Consider the following 20,882-nt stretch of genomic DNA (forward strand, 5'->3'; position numbering starts at 1 on the left):
GCTATGATCCCGGCGCGGCAGGCCCAATGACCAAGCTGAACGATTCGGCGACTGGTCTGACGTTTCGGGATTGAGTTGCTCGGCGCCACGCGTGAGCAACGCCTTGGAGGGCATGCCGTGATCTTTGCGCTTATCGTGATCAGCCTCGTTGTCTTCGCCGTGCTGGCCATGCGGGAAAGCCCGCTATGGCAGTGGGGTGTTGCTGCTCTGGTGATCGGCCTGTTCGGCCGTTTCGACTTTGATGGCGGCATCGCCTTTGGCGGTGGGTTCGGCCTGGTGCTGGCCCTGTTGCCGGGCATCATCATGCTGGCGCTCAGCGTTGAAGCCATCCGCAAGCCATTGCTGATCAAGCCCATTTACGGGGCAGTCAAATCCATTTTGCCGCGCGTCAGCCGCACCGAGCAGGAAGCGCTGGACGCGGGCACGATCGGCTGGGACGCCGAGCTGTTCTCGGGCCGTCCGGACTGGACCAAGCTCAATGCCATTCGCCCGCTGACTCTGAGTGCGGAAGAGCAAGCCTTCCTGGATGGCCCGACCAATGAAGTCTGCGCCATGATCGACGACTGGGACACGCGCAATAACCGCGCTGATCTGAGCCCCGAAGTGTGGCAGTTCTTCAAGGACAAGGGCTTCCTTGGCATGCTGATCGGCAAAGAGCATGGCGGTCTGGGCTTTGGCGCGCAGGCGCAGTCCATGGTGGTTTCCAAGATCTCGAGCCGCTCGGTGGCGGCGGGTATTACCGTGATGGTGCCCAACTCGCTCGGACCGGGCGAATTGCTGGAAAAATACGGCACGCCCGCGCAGAAGGAAAAATATCTGGGCCGTCTGGCCAAGGGCCTTGAAGTGCCGTGCTTTGCCCTGACCGGTGTGCATTCGGGTTCCGATGCCGGCGGCATGCGCGATATCGGTACGGTCACCAAGGGGACCTATCAGGGCAAGGAAGTGCTCGGCGTTCGCCTGAGCTGGGACAAGCGCTACATCACGCTGGCGCCGGTCGCCACGCTGGTGGGCCTGGCCTTTATACTGAAGGATCCCGACAATCTGCTCGGCAAGGGCAAGGATATCGGCATCACCCTGGCGCTGGTGCCACACGACCATGAGGGCGTGGAAATCGGCCGTCGCCACTTCCCGGCGCGCCAGGCGTTCATGAATGGTCCGACCCGCGGCACCGATGTGTTCATTCCGATGGAATTTCTGATCGGTGGCACGGACTATGCCGGCCAGGGCTGGCGCATGCTGATGGAGTGCCTGTCGACCGGTCGCGCCATTTCGCTGCCCGCCATTGGCACCACCTCGATCAAGCAGGCGCTGCGCGTGACCTCGGCCTATGCGCGGGTCCGTCGCCAGTTCGGCATTCCCGTGGGCATCATGGAAGGCGTGGCCGAGCCGCTCGGCGAGATGGTCAAGCGCGCCTATACCTATGAATCCTCGCGCCGGCTGACCGCCTCGATGGTCGATGAAGGCCAGCGCCCGGCGGTGATTTCGGCGCTGCTGAAATACCGCACCACTGAAGCCATGCGCGACAGTGTCGATGACAGCTTTGACATCCATGGTGGCCGCGCCATCCAGGATGGGCCGACCAACTATCTGTTTGGTGGTTACATGGCGACGCCTGTGGCGATCACCGTGGAAGGCGCCAATATCCTGACGCGCACGCTGATGACCTTTGCGCAGGGCGTGTTGCGCGCGCATCCGTTCCTCTACAAGGAAATCGAAGCGGCGCAGAATACCGACAAGAAGGCGGGTCTGGACCAGTTTGATGCCGCGTTTGGCGGGCATACCAAGTTCATGCTGCGCAATATCGCGGCCAGCTTCCTGCACGGGGTCAGCAATGGCGCCTTCGCCTCGACCCCGGTCGAAACGGAAATGGCCGGCTGGTACCGCAAGCTGCACCGCTATTCGCAGGCCTTTGCGCTGACCGCTGACTGGACCACAGTGATCCTGGGCGGACAGCTCAAGCGCAAGCAGAAGCTGAGCGGCCGCATGGCCGACATTCTGGGCGATCTGTATCTGATGTCGGCCACGCTGCGCCGGTTTGAGGATGAAGGTCGTATTGCCGAGGACAAGCCGCTGGTCGATGCGATCATGGCTGACCGTATCGCGGCCATGGAGCAGACCTTTGGCGAAGTGTTTGCCAATTTCCCCAATGGCTTTGTGGCCAATGCCATGCGCTTCCTGTGCTTCCCGCTGGGTCGCCATGCCAAGCCTGCCAGCGACCGGATGAACTATCGCTTTGTGCGCGATGTGCTGCGCCCGGGCGCGTTCCGCGATCGTCTGACCACGGGGCTGTATGTCTCGATGGATCCCGCCGACGTGACGGGCGTTCTCGAAGACGCGTTCATCAAGGTGACCGAGGCCGAGGAAATCGAAGCCAAATTCATCAAGGCGGCGCGCAAGGGCGTGATCGAGCGTCGGCTGGATCGCGATGCCGTTGATGATGCGGTGGCGGCGGGCGTCTTGAGCGACAATGAGGCTGGAATCATGCGGGCGGCTGACGAAGCGACCGACCGCGTGGTGCAGGTGGATGATTTTGCGCCAGACGAGCTGGCCGCTGACGCCAAACACAAGGTGGCAGCGCAGTAACGGCACGCGTTGGCAATCGACAACCCCTCCTTTATGGGGATGGAACGAAACGGGCGCTGCGTCAAAAATGCATGATGCTGCGCCCGGTTAGCCCACAGATTGGGTGCCGCCCTGAACGGGGTGGCGATGGCGCGAGCCAGGAATTTTGAGGAGACACGATGATCCAGCCGAACATGCCGGAGACCACGAACTGGCGCTTTGAAATAGACGTGGAACGTCTGGGCTGGCTGACGATCGACACGCCCAATTCGCCGGTCAATACGTTGAGCCGTCTGGCCATTGAAGAGCTTGAAACGCTGGTGGTCCGGTTTGAAGAACTGGCCAAGAGTGGCGAGCTGGTGGGTGTGATCCTGCTCAGCGGCAAGGATAGCGGCTTCATTGCTGGTGCCGATGTCAGCGAATTCGACGCGATGAGCGACTTTTCGGTGCTGCCGGGCGCGCTGCAGCGCACCCATGCGTTGTTCAGCCGGATCGAAGCGCTGAAGGTGCCGATGGTTGCGGGTATTCACGGGTTCTGTCTGGGTGGTGGGCTGGAGCTTGCGCTCGCCTGTCACTACCGAGTGGCCGTCAATAACGACAAGACGCGGATCGGCTTCCCTGAAGTCAATCTGGGCATCTTTCCGGGCTTTGGTGGCACAGGTCGCTCGATCCGGCAGGCCGGTCCGGTTGATGCCATGCAGCTGATGCTGACCGGGCGGATGATCCGGGCCGGTGCAGCGCGCGGGTTCAATCTGGTGGACAAGCTGGTGCGTCACCGCGACATGCTGCGCTGGGAAGCGCGCAAGGCCGTGCTGCAAAAGCGCGAATCGAGTGAGGCCGGTTTTGCCAAGAAGGTGATGGCGATGGGGCCGTTGCGCGGCTATATCGCCAACAAGATGCGCGAGCAGGTTGGCAAGAAGGCGCGCAAGGAACACTACCCCGCACCCTATGCGCTGATCGATCTGTTCGAGCAGCATGGCGATAACTGGCAGGCGATGAGCCACGGCGAGATCGAGCGCTTCGTGCCGCTGATGGGCAGCGATACCGCGACCAATCTGCGCCGGGTGTTCTTCGCCTCCGAGGCGCTCAAAAAGCAGGGCATCAAGGGCGCAAAGTTTGCCCGCGTGCATGTGATCGGCGCTGGCGTGATGGGGGGCGATATCGCGGCCTGGTGTGCGCTGCGCGGCATGAGCGTGACGCTGCAAGATCTCGACATGGCGCGCATTCAGCCGGCGCTGGATCGCGGCAAGAAGCTGTTCAAGAAGCGGCTGAAGAAAAAGCGCGAGGTCGACGCGGCCATGCTGCGCTTTGAGGCTGACCCCGAGGGCAAGGGCGCGGCCCGTGCCGATGTGATCATCGAAGCGGTGGTTGAAAAGCTCGAGGTCAAGCAGTCGATCTTTGGCGAGATGGAGTTCAAGGCCAAGCCTGATGCCATTCTGGCGACCAATACCAGCTCGATCGAGCTGGAGCGGATCGCCGAAAAGCTCAAGCAGCCCGAGCGCTTGATCGGCCTGCATTTTTTCAATCCGGTGGCGCAGTTGCCGCTGGTGGAAGTGATCCGGTCCACCTTTAACACCGATGATGCCATTGGCCGCGGCGCAGCGTTTGCGCTGGCGATCGGCAAGTCGCCCGTGGTGGTCAAATCGGCACCGGGATTCCTGGTGAACCGCGTGCTGATGCCCTACATGCTGGCTGCCGTCGAACGGGTGGAAAAGGGCGAGAGCAAGGAATTACTCGACGCCGCCGCAGTGGCGTTCGGCATGCCGATGGGCCCGATCGAGCTGATGGATACCGTTGGTCTGGATGTCGGCAAGTCGGTTGCCACAGAGCTTGGCCATGCCGTGCCCGAAGGCAGCAATTTCGATACGCTGGTCAAGGCCGGCAAGCTGGGTCGCAAGACCGGCGAAGGTTTTTACAAATGGGAAGACGGCAAGGCGCAAAAGGGCGACGTGCCCAGCCATGCCGATCTGGCCGGACTGGGTCGTGAACTGGTCAAGCCGCTGGTCGACATGACCGAAGTGGTGGTGGCTGAAGGTGTCGTCGCCAATGACGGTTTGGCCGATATCGGTGTGATTATGGGAACCGGTTTCGCGCCGTTCCTGGGCGGACCGATCAAGGCACGCAAAGACGGGAAGGCATAGAAATGGCTGAACTTCGCAAAGTCGCAATCGTGGGTTCGGCGCGCATTCCATTTGCGCGCGGCAACACGGCCTATGCCGACGAAACCAATCTGAGCATGCTGGGTACCGTTCTGGGCGGGCTGGTCGACAAGTTTGGCCTCAAGGGCCAGAAGATCGACGAAGTGGTGGCAGGCTCGGTGATCGCCCACAGCCGCGATTTCAATATCGCCCGCGAAGCGGCGCTGGATGCCGGGCTATCGCCGCGCACGCCGGGCACGACGCTGCAGATTGCCTGTGGCACGAGCCTGCAGGCAGCGCTGATGCTGGGTGCCAAGATCGCCAGCGGCGAAATCGACAGTGGCATTGCTGCGGGTTCGGACACGGTCAGCGACAGCCCAATCGTGTTTGGCAACAAGTTCCAGCACCGCATGATTGATCTGAGCAAGGCCCGTTCGACCGGCGACAAGTTCGGGGCGTTCAAAGGGTTTTCGTTTGGTGAGCTCAAGCCGGTCGCGCCCTCGGTCAACGAACCGCGCACGGGCATGTCGATGGGTCAGCATTGCGAGCTGATGGCCAAGGAGTGGGGCATTACCCGCCAGGCACAGGACGAGCTGGCGGTGGCCAGCCATCGCAATGCCGCCAAGGCCTATGATGAGGGCTTCCACGACGACCTGTTGGTGCAGTGCGCGGGGCTAGTGCGCGACAACAATGTGCGTGCCGATGCCAATATGGAAAAGATGTCGACGCTCAAGCCGGCCTTTGACAAATCCAGCGGCAATGGCACACTGACGGCGGGCAATTCGACGCCGCTGACAGATGGCGCCTCTGCCGTTCTGCTGGCCAGTGAAGAGTGGGCCAAGGAACGGGGCCTGCCTATCCTGGCCTATCTGACGATGGGCCGCGTTGCCGGCAATGATTTTGCCCATGGCGAGGGCCTGTTGATGGCGCCGACCATTGCAGTCAGCGAGTTGCTGGCGCGGGCAAAGCTGAGCTTTGACGATATCGACTATTTCGAGCTGCATGAGGCGTTCGCCGCCCAAGTGCTCTCGACGCTGGCAGCCTGGAATGATCCGGCCTACTGCAAGGATGTTCTGGGGCGTGACACAGTGCTGGGACCAATCGATCCGGCCAAGATCAATGTGAAGGGCTCAAGCCTGGCCTATGGCCATCCCTTTGCGGCGACCGGCGCGCGTATTCTGGGCGTCACCGCCAAATTGCTGAGCTCTGAGCCGGGCAAGCGGGCGCTGATTTCAGTCTGTACTGCTGGTGGGCAAGGCGTGACGGCTCTGGTAGAAAGTGCGGCATGAGCGATAACGTCGTCAAATTCCGCAAGATCGAAAAGAAGCCCGAGCCCAAGCCGCCAGGCAAAAAGCCCGAGCTTCCCAGCTGGGCGCCGTTTGCCGGGCTGATCGCGCTGGCGCTGGTAATTTATGGCGTGCAGCAGTCCGGTCTGCTGGGCGGCTAGGCAAATTTTCTGCAAATTGCAATTTGAGCGCAATGGCGTGCCGGTTTTCCCCGGCGCGCAGCATGTTAACAAATGCTGGCGCCTTGACGTTTAGGTCAATCTTTTACTTGTCAGTGGACGGATTTGCGTAATACCGTCCAACAATCTTGCCCGGCAGGCTCTTGGCCTGCTGGCCACAAGGCTATTCAAATCCGCGGCGATATGATCGCGGAGAGAAGATGTTTTCAGGAATTCCACAAGGAGATGGAACGCGCATGAAAATCACTCAAACCCTGACAGCGGTAGCGACCGCCGGCGCCATGGCGCTGATGATGAGCACTGCCGCTTCGGCCGTGACGCTGCAGATGCACAATGGTGCCGATCCGGGTTCGCTCGATCCGCACAAGGTTTCCGGCGACTGGGAAAACCGCATCGTTGGTGACTACATTGAAGGTCTGGTGACTGAGGATGCCAAGGCCGACGCCATTCCGGGCCAGGCTGAAAGCTGGGAAATCTCGGAAGACGGCACCGTTTACACGTTCCACCTGCGCGAGGGCATTACCTGGACCGATGGCGAGCCTGTGACTGCTGAAGACTTCGTCTTCGCGTTTCAGCGCCTGATGGATCCCGCAACCGCGTCGGAATACGCCTACCTGCAGTACCCAATCAAGAATGCTGCCGGTATCAACTCGGGCGAAATCACTGATTTCAGCGAGCTGGGCGTCAAGGCACTCGACGACAAGACCGTCGAAATCACGCTGGAAGCGGCGACGCCGTTCTTCCTGCAGGCCCTGACTCACTACACCGCCTATCCTGTGCCAAAGCATCTGGTCGACGAGTTCGGCGATGCCTGGACCTCGATGGAGCACATCGTGGCCAACGGCCCGTACAAGATCACCGAATGGCTGCCGGGCTCCTATGTCCACTCGGTCAAGAACGATGACTATTACGACGCTGCCAATGTGCAGATCGACGAAGTGTACTACCACGTGCTCGAAGATCAGGCTGCTGCGCTGAACCGCTACCGTGCGGGTGAGTTCGACATCCTGACCGACTTCCCGGCTGACCAGTATCAGTGGATCCAGGACAATCTGCCCGGCGAAGCACATGTCGAGCCATTCCTGGGCGTGTACTACTACGTGCTGAACCAGGAAAACGAAGCCCTCAAGGACGTTCGCGTTCGTGAAGCGCTGTCGATCTCGATCCTGCGTGACGTGATCGGGCCCGATATCCTGGGCACTGGCGAACTGCCAGCCTATGGCTGGGTTCCAGATGGCACCGCCAACTATGAAGGCGAAGCTTATATGCCAGCATGGGCCGAAATGCCCTATGAAGAGCGCGTTGCCAAGGCTTCCGAGCTGATGGCCGAAGCCGGCTACTCGGCTGATAATCCGCTGACCCTGCAGCTGCGTTACAACACCAATGACAACCACCAGCGCATCGCGGTGGCGATTGCCGCCATGTGGGAGCCAATCGGTGTGAAGGTTGAGCTGTTCAACTCCGAAACCGCCGTGCACTACGACGCACTGCGCGCCGGTGACTTCCAGGTCGGCCGTGCCGGCTGGCTGCTCGACTACTCGGACGCTTCGAACACTCTGGATCTGCTCAAGACCGGCACGATGCAGGGCGACACCATGAACTGGGGCAACAATTACGGCCGCTACTCGAACCCAGAGTTCGACGCGCTGCTTGATGCCGCCACCAGCGAACAGGATCTGGCCAAGCGCGCCGGTATGCTGCACGAGGCAGAAACCATCGCCATGGACGAATTCGGTGCGATCCCGATCTACTGGTACGTGTCCAAGAATGTCATCTCGCCAAAGATCTCTGGCTTTGAAGACAATGCCAAGGACGTGCACCGCACCCGTTGGCTGACCAAGGCCGAATAGGCCAGGACGACGCTTTGATCGTGGGGGCTGCGGCTCCCACGATCTCTTTTTGCCGGTGAGCGCGCCGTGGACGCTGCGCCCGGACTACAAAAGGTTTTTGCATCATGCTGGGTTATGCCCTGCGGCGCGTGCTCTCGGCGATCCCGATTGCACTGATCGCCGTGACTGTCTGTTTTTTCGTGCTGCGCCTGGCACCGGGTGGCCCCTTTGACGGCGAGCGCGCCTTGCCGCCGACCGTGCTGGCCAATCTGCGGGCTCACTACAATCTCGATCAGCCACTGATCACGCAGTATTTCATCTATCTCTGGCGCCTGCTGCATGGCGATCTGGGCCCGTCCATGGCCATTGATGGCTTCAATGTGAGCCAGCTGATCGCCATTGGCTTTCCATTCACGCTGACCATGGCGATGACGGCTTTTGTGATTGCGACCGCCATTGGTGTCGTCGCGGGCATGGTTGCCGCGGTGAACCAGAACAAGTGGCCAGACTATGTGCTGGTGCTGGCTGTGATGCTGGGCGTTGTGGTGCCGAACTTCCTGATGGCCGCGATTCTGCAATTGTGGTTCGGCGTTTATCTGGGCTGGCTGCCAGCGGGTGGCTGGGTCAATGGCTCGGTGTGGCACCTGGTGTTGCCGGTGACCGTGCTGGCCTGGCCCCATGCCGCGCGTATTTCGCGGTTGATGCGCGGCTCGATGATCGAGGTGCTGGGTACCAATTATGTGCGCACGGCGCGCTCCAAGGGTCTGGGACAGCGGCTGGTGCTGGCGCGGCATGCGATCAAGCCGGCGCTGTTGCCGGTTGTGTCCTATCTGGGGCCGGGGCTGAGCTATCTGCTGACCGGCTCGCTGGCCGTGGAGCAGATTTTCGGTCTGCCCGGGATCGGCAAATATTTCGTCACCGCAGCGCTTAACCGCGACTACGGCATCGTGCTGGGAACGACGATCCTCTACATGTTCATCATCCTCGCGCTCAATCTGCTGGTTGACCTGGTCTATGCCTGGCTCGATCCCAAGGTGAGGTACCGCTGATGGCCGGCATTACAGGTAAGGACGAAGTCCTCAGCCAATACGCGCAGAAGCTGGAAACGCTGGACGCGCCCAAGGGACGTTCGCTGACCCAGGACGCGCTGCGGCGTCTGGCCCGCAACAAGGCGGCGGTGATCTCGATCGCCATCGTGATCTTCATCATTCTGGCGGCCTTTATCGGCCCCCATTTCGTGCCGTGGAGCTATTCGGAGGTCGACTGGACCGCCATTCGCAAGCCGCCCAATTTCGACAAGGCCCATTATTTCGGCACCGACCAGAATGGTCGCGACATGCTGGCGCGCGTGCTGCAGGGCACGCAGATGAGCCTGATCGTGGCCGCGGTCGCAACCGTTGTGTCGGTGGTGATCGGCATTATTTATGGCGCGGTTGCGGGGTATCTCGGCGGTCGGGTCGATGCGCTGATGATGCGCTTTGTCGACGTGATGTACGCGCTGCCCTACATCCTGTTCGTGATCATTCTGGTGGTGATGTTCGGGCGCAATCCGGTGCTGCTGTTTGTCGGTATCGGGGCGATCGAATGGCTGACCATGGCCCGCATCGTGCGGGGTCAGACGCTGTCGATCAAGGAACGCGAATTCGTGGAAGCGGCCCGCGCCGGCGGTGCCAAGCCCTGGACCATCATCACAAGGCACATCGTGCCGAACCTGACGGGCCCGGTGGTGATCTACGCCACGCTGACCATTCCCGAGATCATCATTGCCGAGAGTTTCCTCTCTTATCTGGGTCTGGGCGTGCAGGAGCCGCAGACATCGCTGGGGACGCTGATTTCCGCCGGTGCGCCGGTGGCCGAAGTGCTGCCCTGGATGTTGCTGGCGCCAGCCACCGTGCTGGTCACCCTGTTGCTGTGCCTCACCTATATCGGTGACGGCCTGCGCGACGCCCTTGACCCCAAGGATCGATAGACATGACAGAAGTCCTCAAAGTCGAAGACATGTCGGTGACCTTCGAGCTGCATGACAGCGAAGTGCACGCCGTTCGCGAGATGAATTTCAGCCTGTCGCAGGGCGAAACGTTGGCCGTGGTTGGCGAGTCCGGTTCGGGCAAGAGCCAGGCGTTCCTGGCGATCATGGGTCTGCTGGCCAAGAATGGCCGGGCCGGCGGCCGTGCCATGATGGGTGATATCGACCTGATCGGCATGCCGCCCAAGCAGCTTGATACCCATCGCGGCAAGGATATCGCGATGATCTTCCAGGATCCGATGACCTCGCTGAACCCGACATTGCGGGTCAAGACGCAGCTGGCCGAGGTGCTGGTCAAGCATCGCGGTTTCAACCAGCAGCAGGCGATCAAGACCTCGATCGAGATGCTGGAACGGGTCGGTATTCCCGAACCCGTCAAGCGCGCCAATGCCTATCCGCATGAGCTTTCGGGCGGTATGCGCCAGCGCGTGATGATCGCGATGGCGTTGTTGTGCCAGCCCAAGATCCTGATCGCCGATGAGCCGACAACGGCGCTCGACGTGACGGTGCAGGCGCAGATGCTGGACCTGTTCAAATCGCTGACCGAAGATTTCGGCACCTCGCTGGTACTGATCACCCATGATCTGGGCGTGGTGGCCGGCGTGGCTGACCGGATGATGGTGATGTATGGCGGGCGGGCCGTGGAAAAGGGCGTGACCGACGATCTGTTCTACGATCCGCGCCACCCCTACACGCTGGGTCTGCTGCATTCGACCCCGCATATCGCCAAGCGCGCCGAGCGGCTCGATCCGATCCAGGGCCTGCCGCCCAGCCTTGAACACCTGCCCAAGGGCTGTTCGTTCAATCCGCGCTGCGCGTTTGCCTTTGATCGCTGCATGGTCGAGCGGCCACCGCTGACCCAGACCGAGAACGGCCGCGAAAAGGCGTGTTTCTATGAAGGCCCGATGGCCTATGGAGAGGTCGCGTAATGGACCAGACCCCCGTCGATCTGCTTGAGATCAAGGATCTCAAGAAAACCTTCTCGATCGCCAGCGGGCTGTTTGCCCGGCCGCTGACGCTGACGGCGCTTGAAGACATCAACTTCACCATCCACCAGGGCGAGACGCTGGGCATTGTGGGCGAGAGCGGCTGTGGCAAGTCCACACTGGGTCGCTGTATCCTGCAATTACTGGCGCCTGATGAGGGCCAGGTGTTGTGGTTGGGACAGGATCTGACCCGGCTGCCGGCCGAGGAAATGCGCAAGCGCCGGCAGGACCTGCAGATCATCTTTCAGGACCCGCTGGCTTCGCTCAACCCGCGCATGACTGTGGGCGAGATCATTGCTGATCCGCTGCGCACGCTGCGGCCCGAGCTGAGCAAGACCGAGCGTCGCGCCCGTGTACTCAAGACCATGGAATCGGTCGGGCTGCTGCCCGAAATGATCAATCGCTATCCGCACGAGTTTTCGGGCGGGCAGGCGCAGCGTATCGGTATCGCCCGGGCGCTGATCACCGAACCCAAGCTGATCGTGTGTGACGAACCTGTCTCGGCGCTGGACGTGTCGATCCAGGCGCAGATCCTGAACCTGCTGGCCGAGCTCAAGGATGAGTTCGGGCTGACGCTGATCTTCATATCGCACAATCTGAGCGTGGTGAGACATGTCTCGGATCGTATTCTGGTGCTCTATCTGGGCCGCATCGTCGAGCTGGCAAGCGGTGACGATATCTACAACGACCCCAAGCACCCCTATACGCGGGCGCTGCTGACGGCGGTGCCGATCCCCGATCCGAAGCTGGCGCGACTGCGCAATATCGATGCGCTGAAGGGTGAAATTCCTTCGCCAATCAATCCGCCATCGGGCTGCACCTTCCGCACACGCTGTCGCTTTGCCAAACCCTATTGCGCGGAGAAGCGCCCGCCGCTTGAGGTGATAGAGGGTGGTCGACTGGTGGCGTGCCATCGCTGGCGCGAGATCGACGTGCCCGGTGAGGCTATCCTGAACGGCTAATCGGCCAAGGCATTATAGGCCGCCGCGATATTGGCGGCGGCCTTTGCCATTTCAGCGTCGCTGAATTACAGCACACCGTGTTCGGCCATCAGGGCGTGGTATTGCTGCTGGTCGTAGGGGACGCCCTTTGGCAGGGGCACGACATGCCAGTGCAGATGGCTATTGCCCTGCTTGCTGCCCAGCGAGAGCACATAGATCCGTTCGGCGTCATAGACACTCTTGAGAGCCCGTGAGAGCCGGTGGACGACGGCCTGCAGTGCCAGATAGACCTCAGGGCTTATGTCCTCTGCCAGATCTTCGTAGTGCCGCGTAGGGCACACAAGGGCATAGCCGGGCAGGGTGGGGAACTTGCTGAGAAAGATGATGGTGTCATCATCGCGGTCGATCACGTGATGGGCGTAGTCGGGATTGCCGGCGACAAGTTCACAGATAAAGCAGGGGCCGTGCTGGCTGCGTTGCACGTGGGCATCCAGATCAAACGGCAGCCGCATGGCTAGCTGGCTTCGCGCTTCTGGGCTTCGGTACGCCGTTCATTCTCGCCGATATCGACAGTCTTGCGGCGACGGTCGGGGCCGGTATAGGCCTCAGCTTCAATGAAGCCGCGCGGATTGGTCTCGATGCTGGTCAGACGGGTCTGAAGATGGTTGGCAGCAAATGGCTTGCGCAAGAATTCGGTGACACCGGCGTCGCGGGCGTCGGCGATGCGTTTGGCGTCGGGCGCTGCACTCATCATGATGATGGGCACCAGACGGTTCTGGCAATCGGAGCAGGCACGCAGCTTTTTTGTGAAGGCAACGCCGTCCATGCCATTGAGGTCATCATCAATGATCAACACGTCAAACGCGCGGCGGCGCAGTTCAATCATGGCGCGGTTGGCGTCGTAGCTCTCGCGGATATCCCTGCGTCCCAAGCTGCGCAGCATCACCGCAATCAGCGATGCCATGTGGGGAGAGTGATCGGCGATCAACACACCGTGCTTGGTAATTTCCTCAGTGGCCATGGTACGCAAACCCTTACTTCGCAGGCCTGCATCTTAGCAGGGCTTTGCATATGAGCGGTTAATCGGGTTCATTATATGCAAGCCATAGCTTTTCACGACATTTGCGTGAAAACTCCGGCCAAGCCGCGTTGACAGGGTGGGGCATTTTCCCTATGTATGCCGCCAAGTTTCCGGGCGCCATGGCGCCCCTTTTGTTTGACCAAGGAATCGTCCGATGAAGATCCGCAACTCGCTGAAGGCGCTGATGACTCGCCACCGCGCGAACAAGCTCGTCCGCCGTCGCGGCCGGGTTTATATCATCAACAAGGTAGACAAGCGCTTCAAGGCCCGTCAGGGCTAAGCTAAAGCTTGATACTGAAGATTGACTGACAAAGCCCGCGAAAGCGGGCTTTGTTGCGTTTGGGGTTGGTCCGGGCCCTTCCGGCGCGTTGCCTGTGGGCGGTCCGCGCGCAATACCGATGCGGTCCATCATTCAGGTATCCCACCGTCCCAAAACCCCGCGTTTAATGCTCAATGCGCAGGTGAGGGATGGTGCAAAGGTTTACGTCGTTTGGCATAATTATACCTGTGCATCAGTACGTTACGTTATCTATTGTCTGGTTTTATCCAGCCGTTTTTTATTTGCGCCATTTTTTCGCGTTCGCCGCGAGGTAATTTATGCTCAAGGCCCGGACACTCACCGTGCTGATCAATCGACCGATCCAGGATGTGTATGACTTTCTGGTGGAGCCCGCCAATCTGGCACGTTGGACGCTGGTGGGCCCCGGACAGGCAGAGCCCGAAGAAGGGCCACTGGTGTGGTCGTTTGACGGGCCGCACGGGCTGGTGCTGGTCCGCTTTACGCCACGCAATGCGTTTTTTGTGCTCGACTACTCGCTGCAGTCGGGACCGCATGTGTGGCAGTCCTCAAGCGTGCGGTTGATCCGCAATGGCAATGGATGCGTGTTGACCCATACTTCGGTGCAGCAGCCATTGGTGTCCGACGCGGTCTTCGCCTCCGAGGAGGAGTGGCTGTATTCGGACCTGCTGGTGCTCAAGACCCTAATGGAAACGAAATAGGCGATCAGCCAAAGAAAAACCCGCGGTCGTGCCGCGGGTTCTTTTTATCGGGTCATGCCTGGCGGGCTTAGCTGGAGCCGGCGCCGTCCTGGCGGACGAAGGCGATGCGGAGCATGTTGGTGGCACCTGGTGTGCCCAGCGGAATGCCGGCCGTGATAGCGATACGATCACCGGGACGGGCAAAGCCTTCCTGATAGGCGATGACACAGGCGCGATCGACCATGTCTTCCAGGCTCACTGCATCTTCGGTCTGCACGCAATGGACGCCCCAGACCACCGACATGCGGCGGATGGTGCGCTGGTTGGGCGAGAGCACGATAATGGGCTTGGAGGGCCGCTCGCGGGCGGCACGGATGCCGGTCGAGCCGGAGGCGGTATAGGTAACGATGGCGGCCAGGTCGAGCGTTTCGGCAACCTGGCGGGTCGCCGCCGAGATGGCGTCGGCCGCAGTGGCTTCAGGTTCGGTCTGGGCAGCGCGGATAATGCCGCGATAGTTGGCGTCGCCTTCGACGGCCACGGCCACCTTGTTCATGGTGGCGACGGCCTCAACCGGATACTGGCCAGAAGCCGACTCGGCGGAGAGCATGATGGCGTCAGCGCCTTCAAACACGGCGATGGAGACGTCCGAGACCTCGGCGCGGGTCGGGACCGGCGCGGTGATCATGGATTCAAGCATCTGGGTGGCGACGACCACTGGCTTGCCGTAGCGGCGGGCCATGCGGATCATGCGCTTCTGCAGGCCGGGGACCTGCTCAAGCGGCAGCTCGACGCCCAGATCGCCACGCGCCACCATGATGGCGTCGCACAGCTTGATGATCTCTTCGAGGCGCTCGATAGCCTGCGGTTTTTCGATCTTGGCCATGACGCCTGCGCGACCCTGAACGATCTTGCGCACATCGATGATGTCTTCGGGGCGCTGCACGAAGGACAGGGCAATCCAGTCGGCATCGGCAGCCAGACCGGCGACCAGATCGGCGTGGTCCTTTTCGGTCAGTGCGCCGGTGGGCAGCAGGGTATCGGGGAGCGATACGCCCTTCTTGTCGCTGAGCTTGCCGCCATAGACCACTTCGGTCTCGATGGCGCCATTGCCCACCTTGGTGGCCTTGAGCTGCAGCTTGCCGTCATCGAGCAGCAGGCGGTCGCCTACCGAGACGCTTTCGATGATTTCAGGATGGGGCAGGTAAACGCGCTCGGTGGTGCCGGGCGTGTCATCGCTGTCCAGGGTGAATTTCTGCCCGGCGGCCAGTTCGACAGCGCCATCGGCAAATTTCCAGACGCGCAGCTTGGGACCCTGGAGGTCGACCAGAATGCCCAATGGATGGTTGAGGCGCTTTTCGACATTGCGAATGCGCTCGACCGTGGTGTTGAGCACTTCGTGGCTGGCGTGGCTCATATTGATGCGGAACACGTCCGCGCCGGCCTTGGCCAGTTCCTCGATCATCTTTTCCTCGTGGCTGGCTGGCCCGAGGGTGGCGACGATCTTTGCGCGTCTCATGCGTCTCATTGCGTGTCCGTTTCTTGCGTCGTTATGTCGTCCTGCGGTGCGTCCACATCGTTGGGATCGACAAGGAAAGTGGGATCTTCAAGGTCTTCACCACCATCAGGCCCGACAATCGCGGGTCCGGCGGCGTTCTCGGTGAGCTGCAGTGTCCAGTCGGAACGGTTCTGTGTATCGATTTCGAAGAAACCGGTGCGCTCATAACCGCGCGCAAGACAATCCTCAACCCCGAATATGGTGAAGGTCTCGTCGCGTGTACACATGAATACTGCTCCGTCCCATGCGCCGCCTGCCACATCATCTGCTGCGAAGATGTAATAAAAGCGACGCTGGAGTTCACCCTGATACAGCACGCGGCAATCGCCCGGAGGGGCTTGCCACCAGCCTTCGCTCATCCAGCCACGCTCGGCACGGTAGCCCAGGGCTACCGAAACGAGATTGGAAGTCTCGTTGCAGATGCGTAGATCAGCCTTGGCCGGCGTTGCAAAGAACACCAAGCCTGCAAGCGTTGCGCTGATCAAAGTCGTGCCGAGACGAATGGTTTGCAAAAGCGAGCCGGAAATCATCGGGAAAACGTGCCTTCTTTGAGCCCATGGGAGGGAATTGGTCAATGGCTAATGCCCTGATTTGGCGGAATTGGGGGCATGCAGAAGCGCGGTGATGTGGATTGGGTCACAAAGGGGTTGAACCGAGGGTGAGTCTGGGGTTCAAGCATCGCTTGAGACAAAGAGGTATGACCCATGGCTGAAGACAGCGTTGCCCAGGACCAACTCCGGGCGTTCATCGAGCGCATCGAGCGCATGGAAGAGGAAAAGGCAGCCATTGCTGCCGACATCAAGGAAATCTACGCCGAGGCCAAGGGCAACGGCTTTGACACCAAGATTCTGCGCAAGATCGTGACGATCCGCAAGCAGGACGCCAATGAGCGCATGGAGCAGGAAGCCCTGCTCGAACTCTATATGAGTGCCCTTGGGATGGTGGCGGCCCCGTCAGACGACTGAGCCAACGCCCCATGCAAATTTCAGAACGCCCGGTTGCCCATGGCAGTCGGGCGTTTTTGCGTTCAGGCGAGAATGTCGATGGTGGTCTGGGTCATGCGGTCAGCGGCACGCACGACTGTAGCGGCGGCCTTGAAGTCGGTCTGGGCCATCATGGTCTCGACCATTTCGGTGGTCAGATCGACGTCCTGCAGGCCCGTGCCGAAGCGGGCCACGCGGCTGGCGCTGGCTTCGAGGCGGTCGGCGGCGCGGTGCATGCCGGCGGCGCCGGAGGCAATGGCTGAAATGGTCATGAGGCAGGCCTGACGGAAAGTTCAGAGGTCACCAGATAGCGCCACAAGGCTTGCGGTTTCCTTTAGGGCGACGCGCTCAATCTATTTCAAACATGACCTAACCCCGCGCGGCGGCGTGAGGCCACGCCCGTTCTCAGCGCCGTGTAATCACTTTGGGATAGTCAGCCCTAAAAGAGGCTAGCTGGACTTGCCGAGTGCTGCTGCCATGGCGGCCTGATCGTAGCCCAGCGTGGTCAGGGCGGTGGCGACGATGCCTGCGCGGTCGAGACCGGCATCGGCGTACATGTCGGACTGGCTGGCATGTTCGACAAAGCGATCGGGGATCATCAGCGGGCGGAAGCGCAGCTTGCCGTCGAGCAGGCCATTGGCGGCCAGGAAGGTGGCGACGTGGCTGCCGAAGCCGCCAATCGAGCCTTCTTCGGCGGTCAGCAACACGTCGTGACTGCTGGCCAGGCTGGCGATGAGTTCTTCGTCGAGCGGCTTCATGAAGCGGGCATCGGCAATGGTGGGGTTGAGGCCCAGCGCGGCCAGCTTGTCGGCGGCGGCGAGCACTTCGCCCAGCCGGGTGCCATAGCTGAGTATAGCGATGGTGGCGCCCTGACGAATAATGCGGCCCTTGCCAATGGGCAGGATTTCGCCGCGTGCCGGCAGGTCAACGCCCATGCCGTCACCACGCGGGTAGCGGAAGGCGATGGGGCCGTTGTCGTAATGGGTGGCGGTGGTCACCATGTGGCGCAGTTCGGCCTCGTCGGCGGCGGCCATCTGCACGATGCCGGGAATGGCGCCGAGATAGGCGCTGTCGTAATTGCCGGCATGGGTGGGGCCGTCGGCGCCAACATAGCCGGCGCGGTCAATGGCGAAACGGACCGGCAATTGCTGAATAGCGACATCGTGCACGACCTGATCATAGGCACGCTGCAGGAAGGTCGAATAGATGGCGCAGAACGGGCGCATGCCTTCGCTGGCCAGGCCCGCGGCAAAGGTGACGGCGTGCTGCTCGGCAATGCCGACATCAAAGATGCGGCCGGGGTGGATTTCGGCAAATTTGTCCAGACCCGTGCCCGATGGCATGGCAGCGGTGACGGCCACGATGCGCGGGTCGTCATTGGCTTCCTGGATCAGGGTTTCGGCGAAGACACTGGTATAGGAGGGCGCATTGGACGGGGTCTTGGTCTGGGCGCCGGTAACGACGTTGAACTTGGAAACGCCATGGTACTTGTCGTCGGAATCCTCGGCGGGACCATAGCCCTTACCCTTTTTGGTAACGACATGGACAAGGATCGGGCCTTCGGCCGCATCGCGCACATTGTCGAGAATGGGCAGCAGGTGATCGAGATTGTGGCCATCAATGGGGCCGACATAATAGAAGCCGAGCTCTTCAAACAGCGTGCCGCCGGTAAAGAAAGAGCGGGCAAATTCCTCGGTGCGGCGGGCAGGCTCGTAGAGAAACTGCGGTAGCTTGGACACGAAATTCTTGGCTGCCTCGCGCGCGCCGCGATACATCGGGCCTGAGACCAGCCGCGCCAGATAAGAACTCATGGCACCGGTCGGGGGCGCGATGGACATGTCATTGTCGTTGAGCACGACGATGAGCCGGGCATCCATGGCGCCCGCATTGTTCATGGCTTCGTAGGCCATGCCGGCGGACATCGCCCCATCGCCGATAACGGCAATGACATTGCGCGGCTTGTCGAGCAGGTCGCTGGCGACCGCCATACCCAGGCCGGCGGAGATCGAGGTGGACGAGTGGCCGGCGCCAAACGGGTCGTATTCGCTTTCGGCACGGCGGGTGAAACCGGACAGGCCGTCCTTCTGGCGCAGCGTGCGAATGCGATCGCGGCGACCGGTCAGGATTTTGTGTGGATAGGCCTGATGGCCGACATCCCAGATGATGCGATCATGGGGCGTGTCGAACACGGCGTGCAGCGCCACGGTCAGTTCAACCACGCCCAGACCAGCACCAAGGTGGCCACCGGTCACCGAGACCGCGTCGATCATCTCGGCGCGCAACTCGTCGGTCAATTGCCGCAAGTCCTCGCGCGGCATGGCGCGCAGATCGGTCGGAGAATTGACGGTGTCGAGCAGCGGTGTCGCGGGCTTGTCGGCCAAAACGGGCAGTCCTTCGCCAAAGGGGCAGTAATGCTGTTGTTTAGGCGCGCATGCGGCGCATTGCAACAATGCCGAGCCGGCTGCGCCAATCTGCACAACCGCCCAAGTGCACTGTAATGATGCCTGAATTGGGGCCGGCTAGTTGACCGTGAGGGCGACGGGCTGAGCGCCAACAAAACGGGTGTGCGACAAACCCTCTGGGAAATCGCCGACGCGCATCACCGTGACATAGCGGCCCATCTCGGTGACGGGGCTGAAATCGGCCTCATCGTGGTCCCAGATCTCGGCGAAATGATCCGAACTCATTTCGGTCGGGGTGATGAAGACTTCGGCGACATGCTCGAGATCGGGGATGATCAGATCGGGCTGGCGCATGGTGCCCATGGTCGGGCGCTTGGCTATGTGGCTGGCCAGGGCCTGAGCGACGGGTTCATCCTGCGCGGGGGCCGAGAACGTGCCGCGGAACAGATTGCCCAGCGTATCGGTGACGACATTGCCGCCGAGCGAAGCGGTGCGCAGGCCGGTTGCCCCGGTAACGCCCTTGAGTACGGGCAGGTCGGGCAGGCGATCGGTGGGGATCGATGCCGTCACGGTGGGGGCGGTTTCGCGAGCAATGATCATCTCAAGCGCGCGCTGGGCATCGGGATCCTGGGGCAGCGGCGGCAGATAGGCTGTCATCATCTCGGGCTGTTCGGGCTCGCTCATGATCAGACGCGGCTGCGGTACAGGGGCGCTGAACGCGGCCAGAGCCATAACGGCGTCGCCGGCAGGCAGAGCGCTGGCCGTCGCCATCTGGAGGGCTTCGGATTTGCGCATTGGCATGGGCGCACTGGCCAGCGTTGTCAGTTCGGCGGCATCAAGGGGGCGCTGCCATCGGTTGAGAAGGGCAGGGCCGGTGTTGGGGCTTCAGCGCTGGCGAGGGCCAGGCTGGCCGGGCGCATGGCTGGAATGGGGGCAGCCTTGGGTGTGGAGGGCTGCGGCGCGACCGAGGCGACCTGTACGGGTGCAGCCTTGGTGGCGCTGGCCGGCTTGTCGTCATTGCCGCCAAACAGCATGTCGACCAGGGTGCGGCCGCTGCCGCTCGACGCGACCTGGGTGCCTGAAGAGCTGCCATTGCAGGGATAGGCGTGGCATTTTTTCCATTCGGCCAGCGCGACCTGATAGCCCTGCTGCGACAATGGCTTGCCGTCGGTGGGCACATGCATGGTCTTGCCGTCGGGGAAGATGTCCTTGAGCTGAGCGCGGGTCATGCGCGGCCAGGCGCGGACTGAGCCGGTGTCGAGATGTACAAAGGGACTGCCCGACGTGGGATAATAGCCGACGCCGCCGACCTGCTTCTTCATGGCAGCGGCGCGCAGGCGCGACAGCGGCACACCGGGAATGAAGAAATCCATGGCGTTACCCTTGGTGTGCTGACTGTTTTCAGCAACACCGGAGGACTTGGCGCGGAGCATTTCATTGGTAGCAGGTGAGCGATAGGCCGAGACCACGTTGATGGGCTGACTGCCGCCGACTTCCTGATAGACTTCCCAGACCAGATCGAACAGGCGCGGGTCCATTTTGGTGGGCTCGTTGCGGCGCCAGTCACGCAGGAAATAGTTCAGTTCATTCAGACCGGACTGAACAAACTGACCGTTGCGCTTGAAGACGATGCGCGCGGTCTCTTTGGTGTGGGTGTAATAGAGATAGATGGCGCGCTCGGAAGCGGCTGCCGCGGGCACGACGGCCTGCGGCATGATGAGGGAAACGCTGATCATGGCGGCGAGCAAAAGCCGCCCGATACGATGCCGTTGCAAAAGGAAGTCCCCGTCACGCTGTACTCTGTCCGGTTATTGCCAGTCTATCTTCGGACGTTAGCGTAAAATCCGATGCAAACGATTAACGCTAACAAGCTGTGATCAGCCCTCTCAGCCTGCTCACGCAGACGTTATTACGATCAAAACCGGGCGCAACCAAG

19 protein-coding genes and 1 pseudogene are annotated in these 20,882 nt (G+C 61.2%); 12 read left to right on the forward strand and 8 right to left on the reverse strand.

The window, feature by feature from the left end:
• Positions 1-117: 117 nt before the first annotated feature.
• The 9 genes from AC0L37_RS02025 (at position 118) to AC0L37_RS02065 (ending at position 11,968) form a co-directional block, all read left to right on the forward strand.
• A complete protein-coding gene (locus AC0L37_RS02025) occupies positions 118-2,583 on the forward strand; it encodes an acyl-CoA dehydrogenase (protein ID WP_212656820.1) in 2,466 nt (821 codons plus the stop codon).
• Between the two features lie 158 nt (positions 2,584-2,741).
• Complete coding sequence (locus AC0L37_RS02030; RefSeq protein ID WP_282222135.1) at positions 2,742-4,703, forward strand: 3-hydroxyacyl-CoA dehydrogenase NAD-binding domain-containing protein; 1,962 nt, start codon at positions 2,742-2,744, stop codon at positions 4,701-4,703.
• A 2-nt stretch (positions 4,704-4,705) separates the two neighbouring features.
• Entirely contained in the window at positions 4,706-5,989 is a 1,284-nt protein-coding gene (locus AC0L37_RS02035) for an acetyl-CoA C-acetyltransferase (protein ID WP_269370158.1), read from the forward strand.
• Complete coding sequence (locus AC0L37_RS02040) at positions 5,986-6,147, forward strand: hypothetical protein (protein ID WP_212656823.1); 162 nt, start codon at positions 5,986-5,988, stop codon at positions 6,145-6,147. The genes AC0L37_RS02035 and AC0L37_RS02040 overlap by 4 nt, the downstream gene beginning before the upstream one ends.
• A gap of 254 nt (positions 6,148-6,401) precedes the next feature.
• Positions 6,402-8,015 carry a peptide ABC transporter substrate-binding protein gene (locus tag AC0L37_RS02045; protein WP_269370159.1) on the forward strand — a complete coding sequence of 538 codons (1,614 nt, stop codon included), beginning with the start codon at positions 6,402-6,404 and terminating at the stop codon, positions 8,013-8,015.
• A gap of 104 nt (positions 8,016-8,119) precedes the next feature.
• Complete coding sequence (locus tag AC0L37_RS02050; protein ID WP_212656824.1) at positions 8,120-9,043, forward strand: ABC transporter permease subunit; 924 nt, start codon at positions 8,120-8,122, stop codon at positions 9,041-9,043.
• Positions 9,043-9,963 (forward strand): ABC transporter permease, encoded by a 921-nt coding sequence (locus AC0L37_RS02055; RefSeq protein WP_212656825.1) that lies wholly within the window; start codon positions 9,043-9,045, stop codon positions 9,961-9,963. The genes AC0L37_RS02050 and AC0L37_RS02055 overlap by 1 nt, the downstream gene beginning before the upstream one ends.
• A gap of 2 nt (positions 9,964-9,965) precedes the next feature.
• Positions 9,966-10,949 (forward strand): ABC transporter ATP-binding protein, encoded by a 984-nt coding sequence (locus AC0L37_RS02060; protein ID WP_282222134.1) that lies wholly within the window; start codon positions 9,966-9,968, stop codon positions 10,947-10,949.
• Positions 10,949-11,968, forward strand: coding sequence for an ABC transporter ATP-binding protein (locus AC0L37_RS02065; protein WP_212656827.1), 1,020 nt, complete (start codon positions 10,949-10,951; stop codon positions 11,966-11,968). The genes AC0L37_RS02060 and AC0L37_RS02065 overlap by 1 nt, the downstream gene beginning before the upstream one ends.
• Before the next feature lie 68 nt (positions 11,969-12,036).
• Here the strand turns inward: AC0L37_RS02065 and AC0L37_RS02070 are convergent.
• Both AC0L37_RS02070 and AC0L37_RS02075 read right to left on the reverse strand, forming a co-directional pair.
• Positions 12,037-12,459, reverse strand: a pseudogene (locus tag AC0L37_RS02070) (HIT family protein); the annotation flags it as partial.
• Positions 12,460-12,461: 2 nt separating this feature from the next.
• On the reverse strand, positions 12,462-12,968 hold the full coding sequence (locus tag AC0L37_RS02075; protein WP_212656829.1) for a response regulator: 507 nt from the start codon (positions 12,966-12,968) through the stop codon (positions 12,462-12,464).
• 214 nt (positions 12,969-13,182) lie between these two features.
• Here AC0L37_RS02075 and ykgO point away from each other — a divergent pair, with 214 nt between their 5' ends.
• Both ykgO and AC0L37_RS02085 read left to right on the forward strand, forming a co-directional pair.
• Complete coding sequence (gene ykgO, locus AC0L37_RS02080) at positions 13,183-13,308, forward strand: type B 50S ribosomal protein L36 (protein WP_046105532.1); 126 nt, start codon at positions 13,183-13,185, stop codon at positions 13,306-13,308.
• 317 nt (positions 13,309-13,625) lie between these two features.
• Positions 13,626-14,027, forward strand: a complete 402-nt coding sequence (locus AC0L37_RS02085) for an SRPBCC family protein (protein WP_212656830.1) — start codon at positions 13,626-13,628, stop codon at positions 14,025-14,027.
• A gap of 67 nt (positions 14,028-14,094) precedes the next feature.
• Here the strand turns inward: AC0L37_RS02085 and pyk are convergent, their stop codons facing one another.
• Positions 14,095-15,531, reverse strand: a complete 1,437-nt coding sequence (gene pyk / locus AC0L37_RS02090) for a pyruvate kinase (RefSeq protein ID WP_212656831.1) — start codon at positions 15,529-15,531, stop codon at positions 14,095-14,097.
• Positions 15,528-16,136: a DUF1036 domain-containing protein gene (locus AC0L37_RS02095; protein ID WP_249327543.1), complete on the reverse strand. Its 609-nt coding sequence runs from the start codon at positions 16,134-16,136 to the stop codon at positions 15,528-15,530. Before AC0L37_RS02095 ends, pyk begins: the two co-directional genes overlap by 4 nt.
• 129 nt (positions 16,137-16,265) lie before the next feature.
• Here AC0L37_RS02095 and AC0L37_RS02100 point away from each other — a divergent pair, with 129 nt between their 5' ends.
• On the forward strand, positions 16,266-16,526 hold the full coding sequence (locus tag AC0L37_RS02100; protein ID WP_212656832.1) for a DUF2312 domain-containing protein: 261 nt from the start codon (positions 16,266-16,268) through the stop codon (positions 16,524-16,526).
• A 62-nt stretch (positions 16,527-16,588) separates the two neighbouring features.
• Here the strand turns inward: AC0L37_RS02100 and AC0L37_RS02105 are convergent, their stop codons facing one another.
• From AC0L37_RS02105 to mepK, 4 genes are all read right to left on the reverse strand, one after another.
• Complete coding sequence (locus AC0L37_RS02105; protein ID WP_269370173.1) at positions 16,589-16,816, reverse strand: flagellar basal body rod C-terminal domain-containing protein; 228 nt, start codon at positions 16,814-16,816, stop codon at positions 16,589-16,591.
• Positions 16,817-16,993: 177 nt separating this feature from the next.
• Positions 16,994-18,862: a 1-deoxy-D-xylulose-5-phosphate synthase gene (gene dxs, locus AC0L37_RS02110; RefSeq protein ID WP_473315300.1), complete on the reverse strand. Its 1,869-nt coding sequence runs from the start codon at positions 18,860-18,862 to the stop codon at positions 16,994-16,996.
• 201 nt (positions 18,863-19,063) lie between these two features.
• On the reverse strand, positions 19,064-19,717 hold the full coding sequence (locus AC0L37_RS02115; RefSeq protein WP_282222131.1) for a hypothetical protein: 654 nt from the start codon (positions 19,715-19,717) through the stop codon (positions 19,064-19,066).
• Positions 19,718-19,767: 50 nt separating this feature from the next.
• Positions 19,768-20,682: a peptidoglycan L,D-endopeptidase MepK gene (gene mepK, locus AC0L37_RS02120; RefSeq protein ID WP_282222130.1), complete on the reverse strand. Its 915-nt coding sequence runs from the start codon at positions 20,680-20,682 to the stop codon at positions 19,768-19,770.
• Positions 20,683-20,882 lie beyond the last annotated feature (200 nt).

It is taken from the genome of Devosia sp. J2-20 (assembly GCF_055808475.1).

Bases quoted from the DNA above. Each gene is read 5' to 3' on its own strand.
- pyk (WP_212656831.1), bottom strand. From the start codon at position 15,531: ATGAGACGCATGAGACGCGCAAAGATCGTCGCCACCCTCGGGCCAGCC.
- AC0L37_RS02035 (WP_269370158.1), top strand. From the start codon at position 4,706: ATGGCTGAACTTCGCAAAGTCGCAATCGTGGGTTCGGCGCGCATTCCA.
- AC0L37_RS02060 (WP_282222134.1), top strand. From the start codon at position 9,966: ATGACAGAAGTCCTCAAAGTCGAAGACATGTCGGTGACCTTCGAGCTG.
- AC0L37_RS02050 (WP_212656824.1), top strand. From the start codon at position 8,120: ATGCTGGGTTATGCCCTGCGGCGCGTGCTCTCGGCGATCCCGATTGCA.
- AC0L37_RS02030 (WP_282222135.1), top strand. From the start codon at position 2,742: ATGATCCAGCCGAACATGCCGGAGACCACGAACTGGCGCTTTGAAATA.
- AC0L37_RS02085 (WP_212656830.1), top strand. From the start codon at position 13,626: ATGCTCAAGGCCCGGACACTCACCGTGCTGATCAATCGACCGATCCAG.
- AC0L37_RS02115 (WP_282222131.1), bottom strand. From the start codon at position 19,717: ATGGCGACGGCCAGCGCTCTGCCTGCCGGCGACGCCGTTATGGCTCTG.
- AC0L37_RS02040 (WP_212656823.1), top strand. From the start codon at position 5,986: ATGAGCGATAACGTCGTCAAATTCCGCAAGATCGAAAAGAAGCCCGAG.
- ykgO (WP_046105532.1), top strand. From the start codon at position 13,183: ATGAAGATCCGCAACTCGCTGAAGGCGCTGATGACTCGCCACCGCGCG.
- AC0L37_RS02105 (WP_269370173.1), bottom strand. From the start codon at position 16,816: ATGACCATTTCAGCCATTGCCTCCGGCGCCGCCGGCATGCACCGCGCC.
- dxs (WP_473315300.1), bottom strand. From the start codon at position 18,862: ATGCCGCGCGAGGACTTGCGGCAATTGACCGACGAGTTGCGCGCCGAG.
- AC0L37_RS02100 (WP_212656832.1), top strand. From the start codon at position 16,266: ATGGCTGAAGACAGCGTTGCCCAGGACCAACTCCGGGCGTTCATCGAG.
- AC0L37_RS02045 (WP_269370159.1), top strand. From the start codon at position 6,402: ATGAAAATCACTCAAACCCTGACAGCGGTAGCGACCGCCGGCGCCATG.
- AC0L37_RS02055 (WP_212656825.1), top strand. From the start codon at position 9,043: ATGGCCGGCATTACAGGTAAGGACGAAGTCCTCAGCCAATACGCGCAG.
- AC0L37_RS02075 (WP_212656829.1), bottom strand. From the start codon at position 12,968: ATGGCCACTGAGGAAATTACCAAGCACGGTGTGTTGATCGCCGATCAC.
- mepK (WP_282222130.1), bottom strand. From the start codon at position 20,682: ATGATCAGCGTTTCCCTCATCATGCCGCAGGCCGTCGTGCCCGCGGCA.
- AC0L37_RS02065 (WP_212656827.1), top strand. From the start codon at position 10,949: ATGGACCAGACCCCCGTCGATCTGCTTGAGATCAAGGATCTCAAGAAA.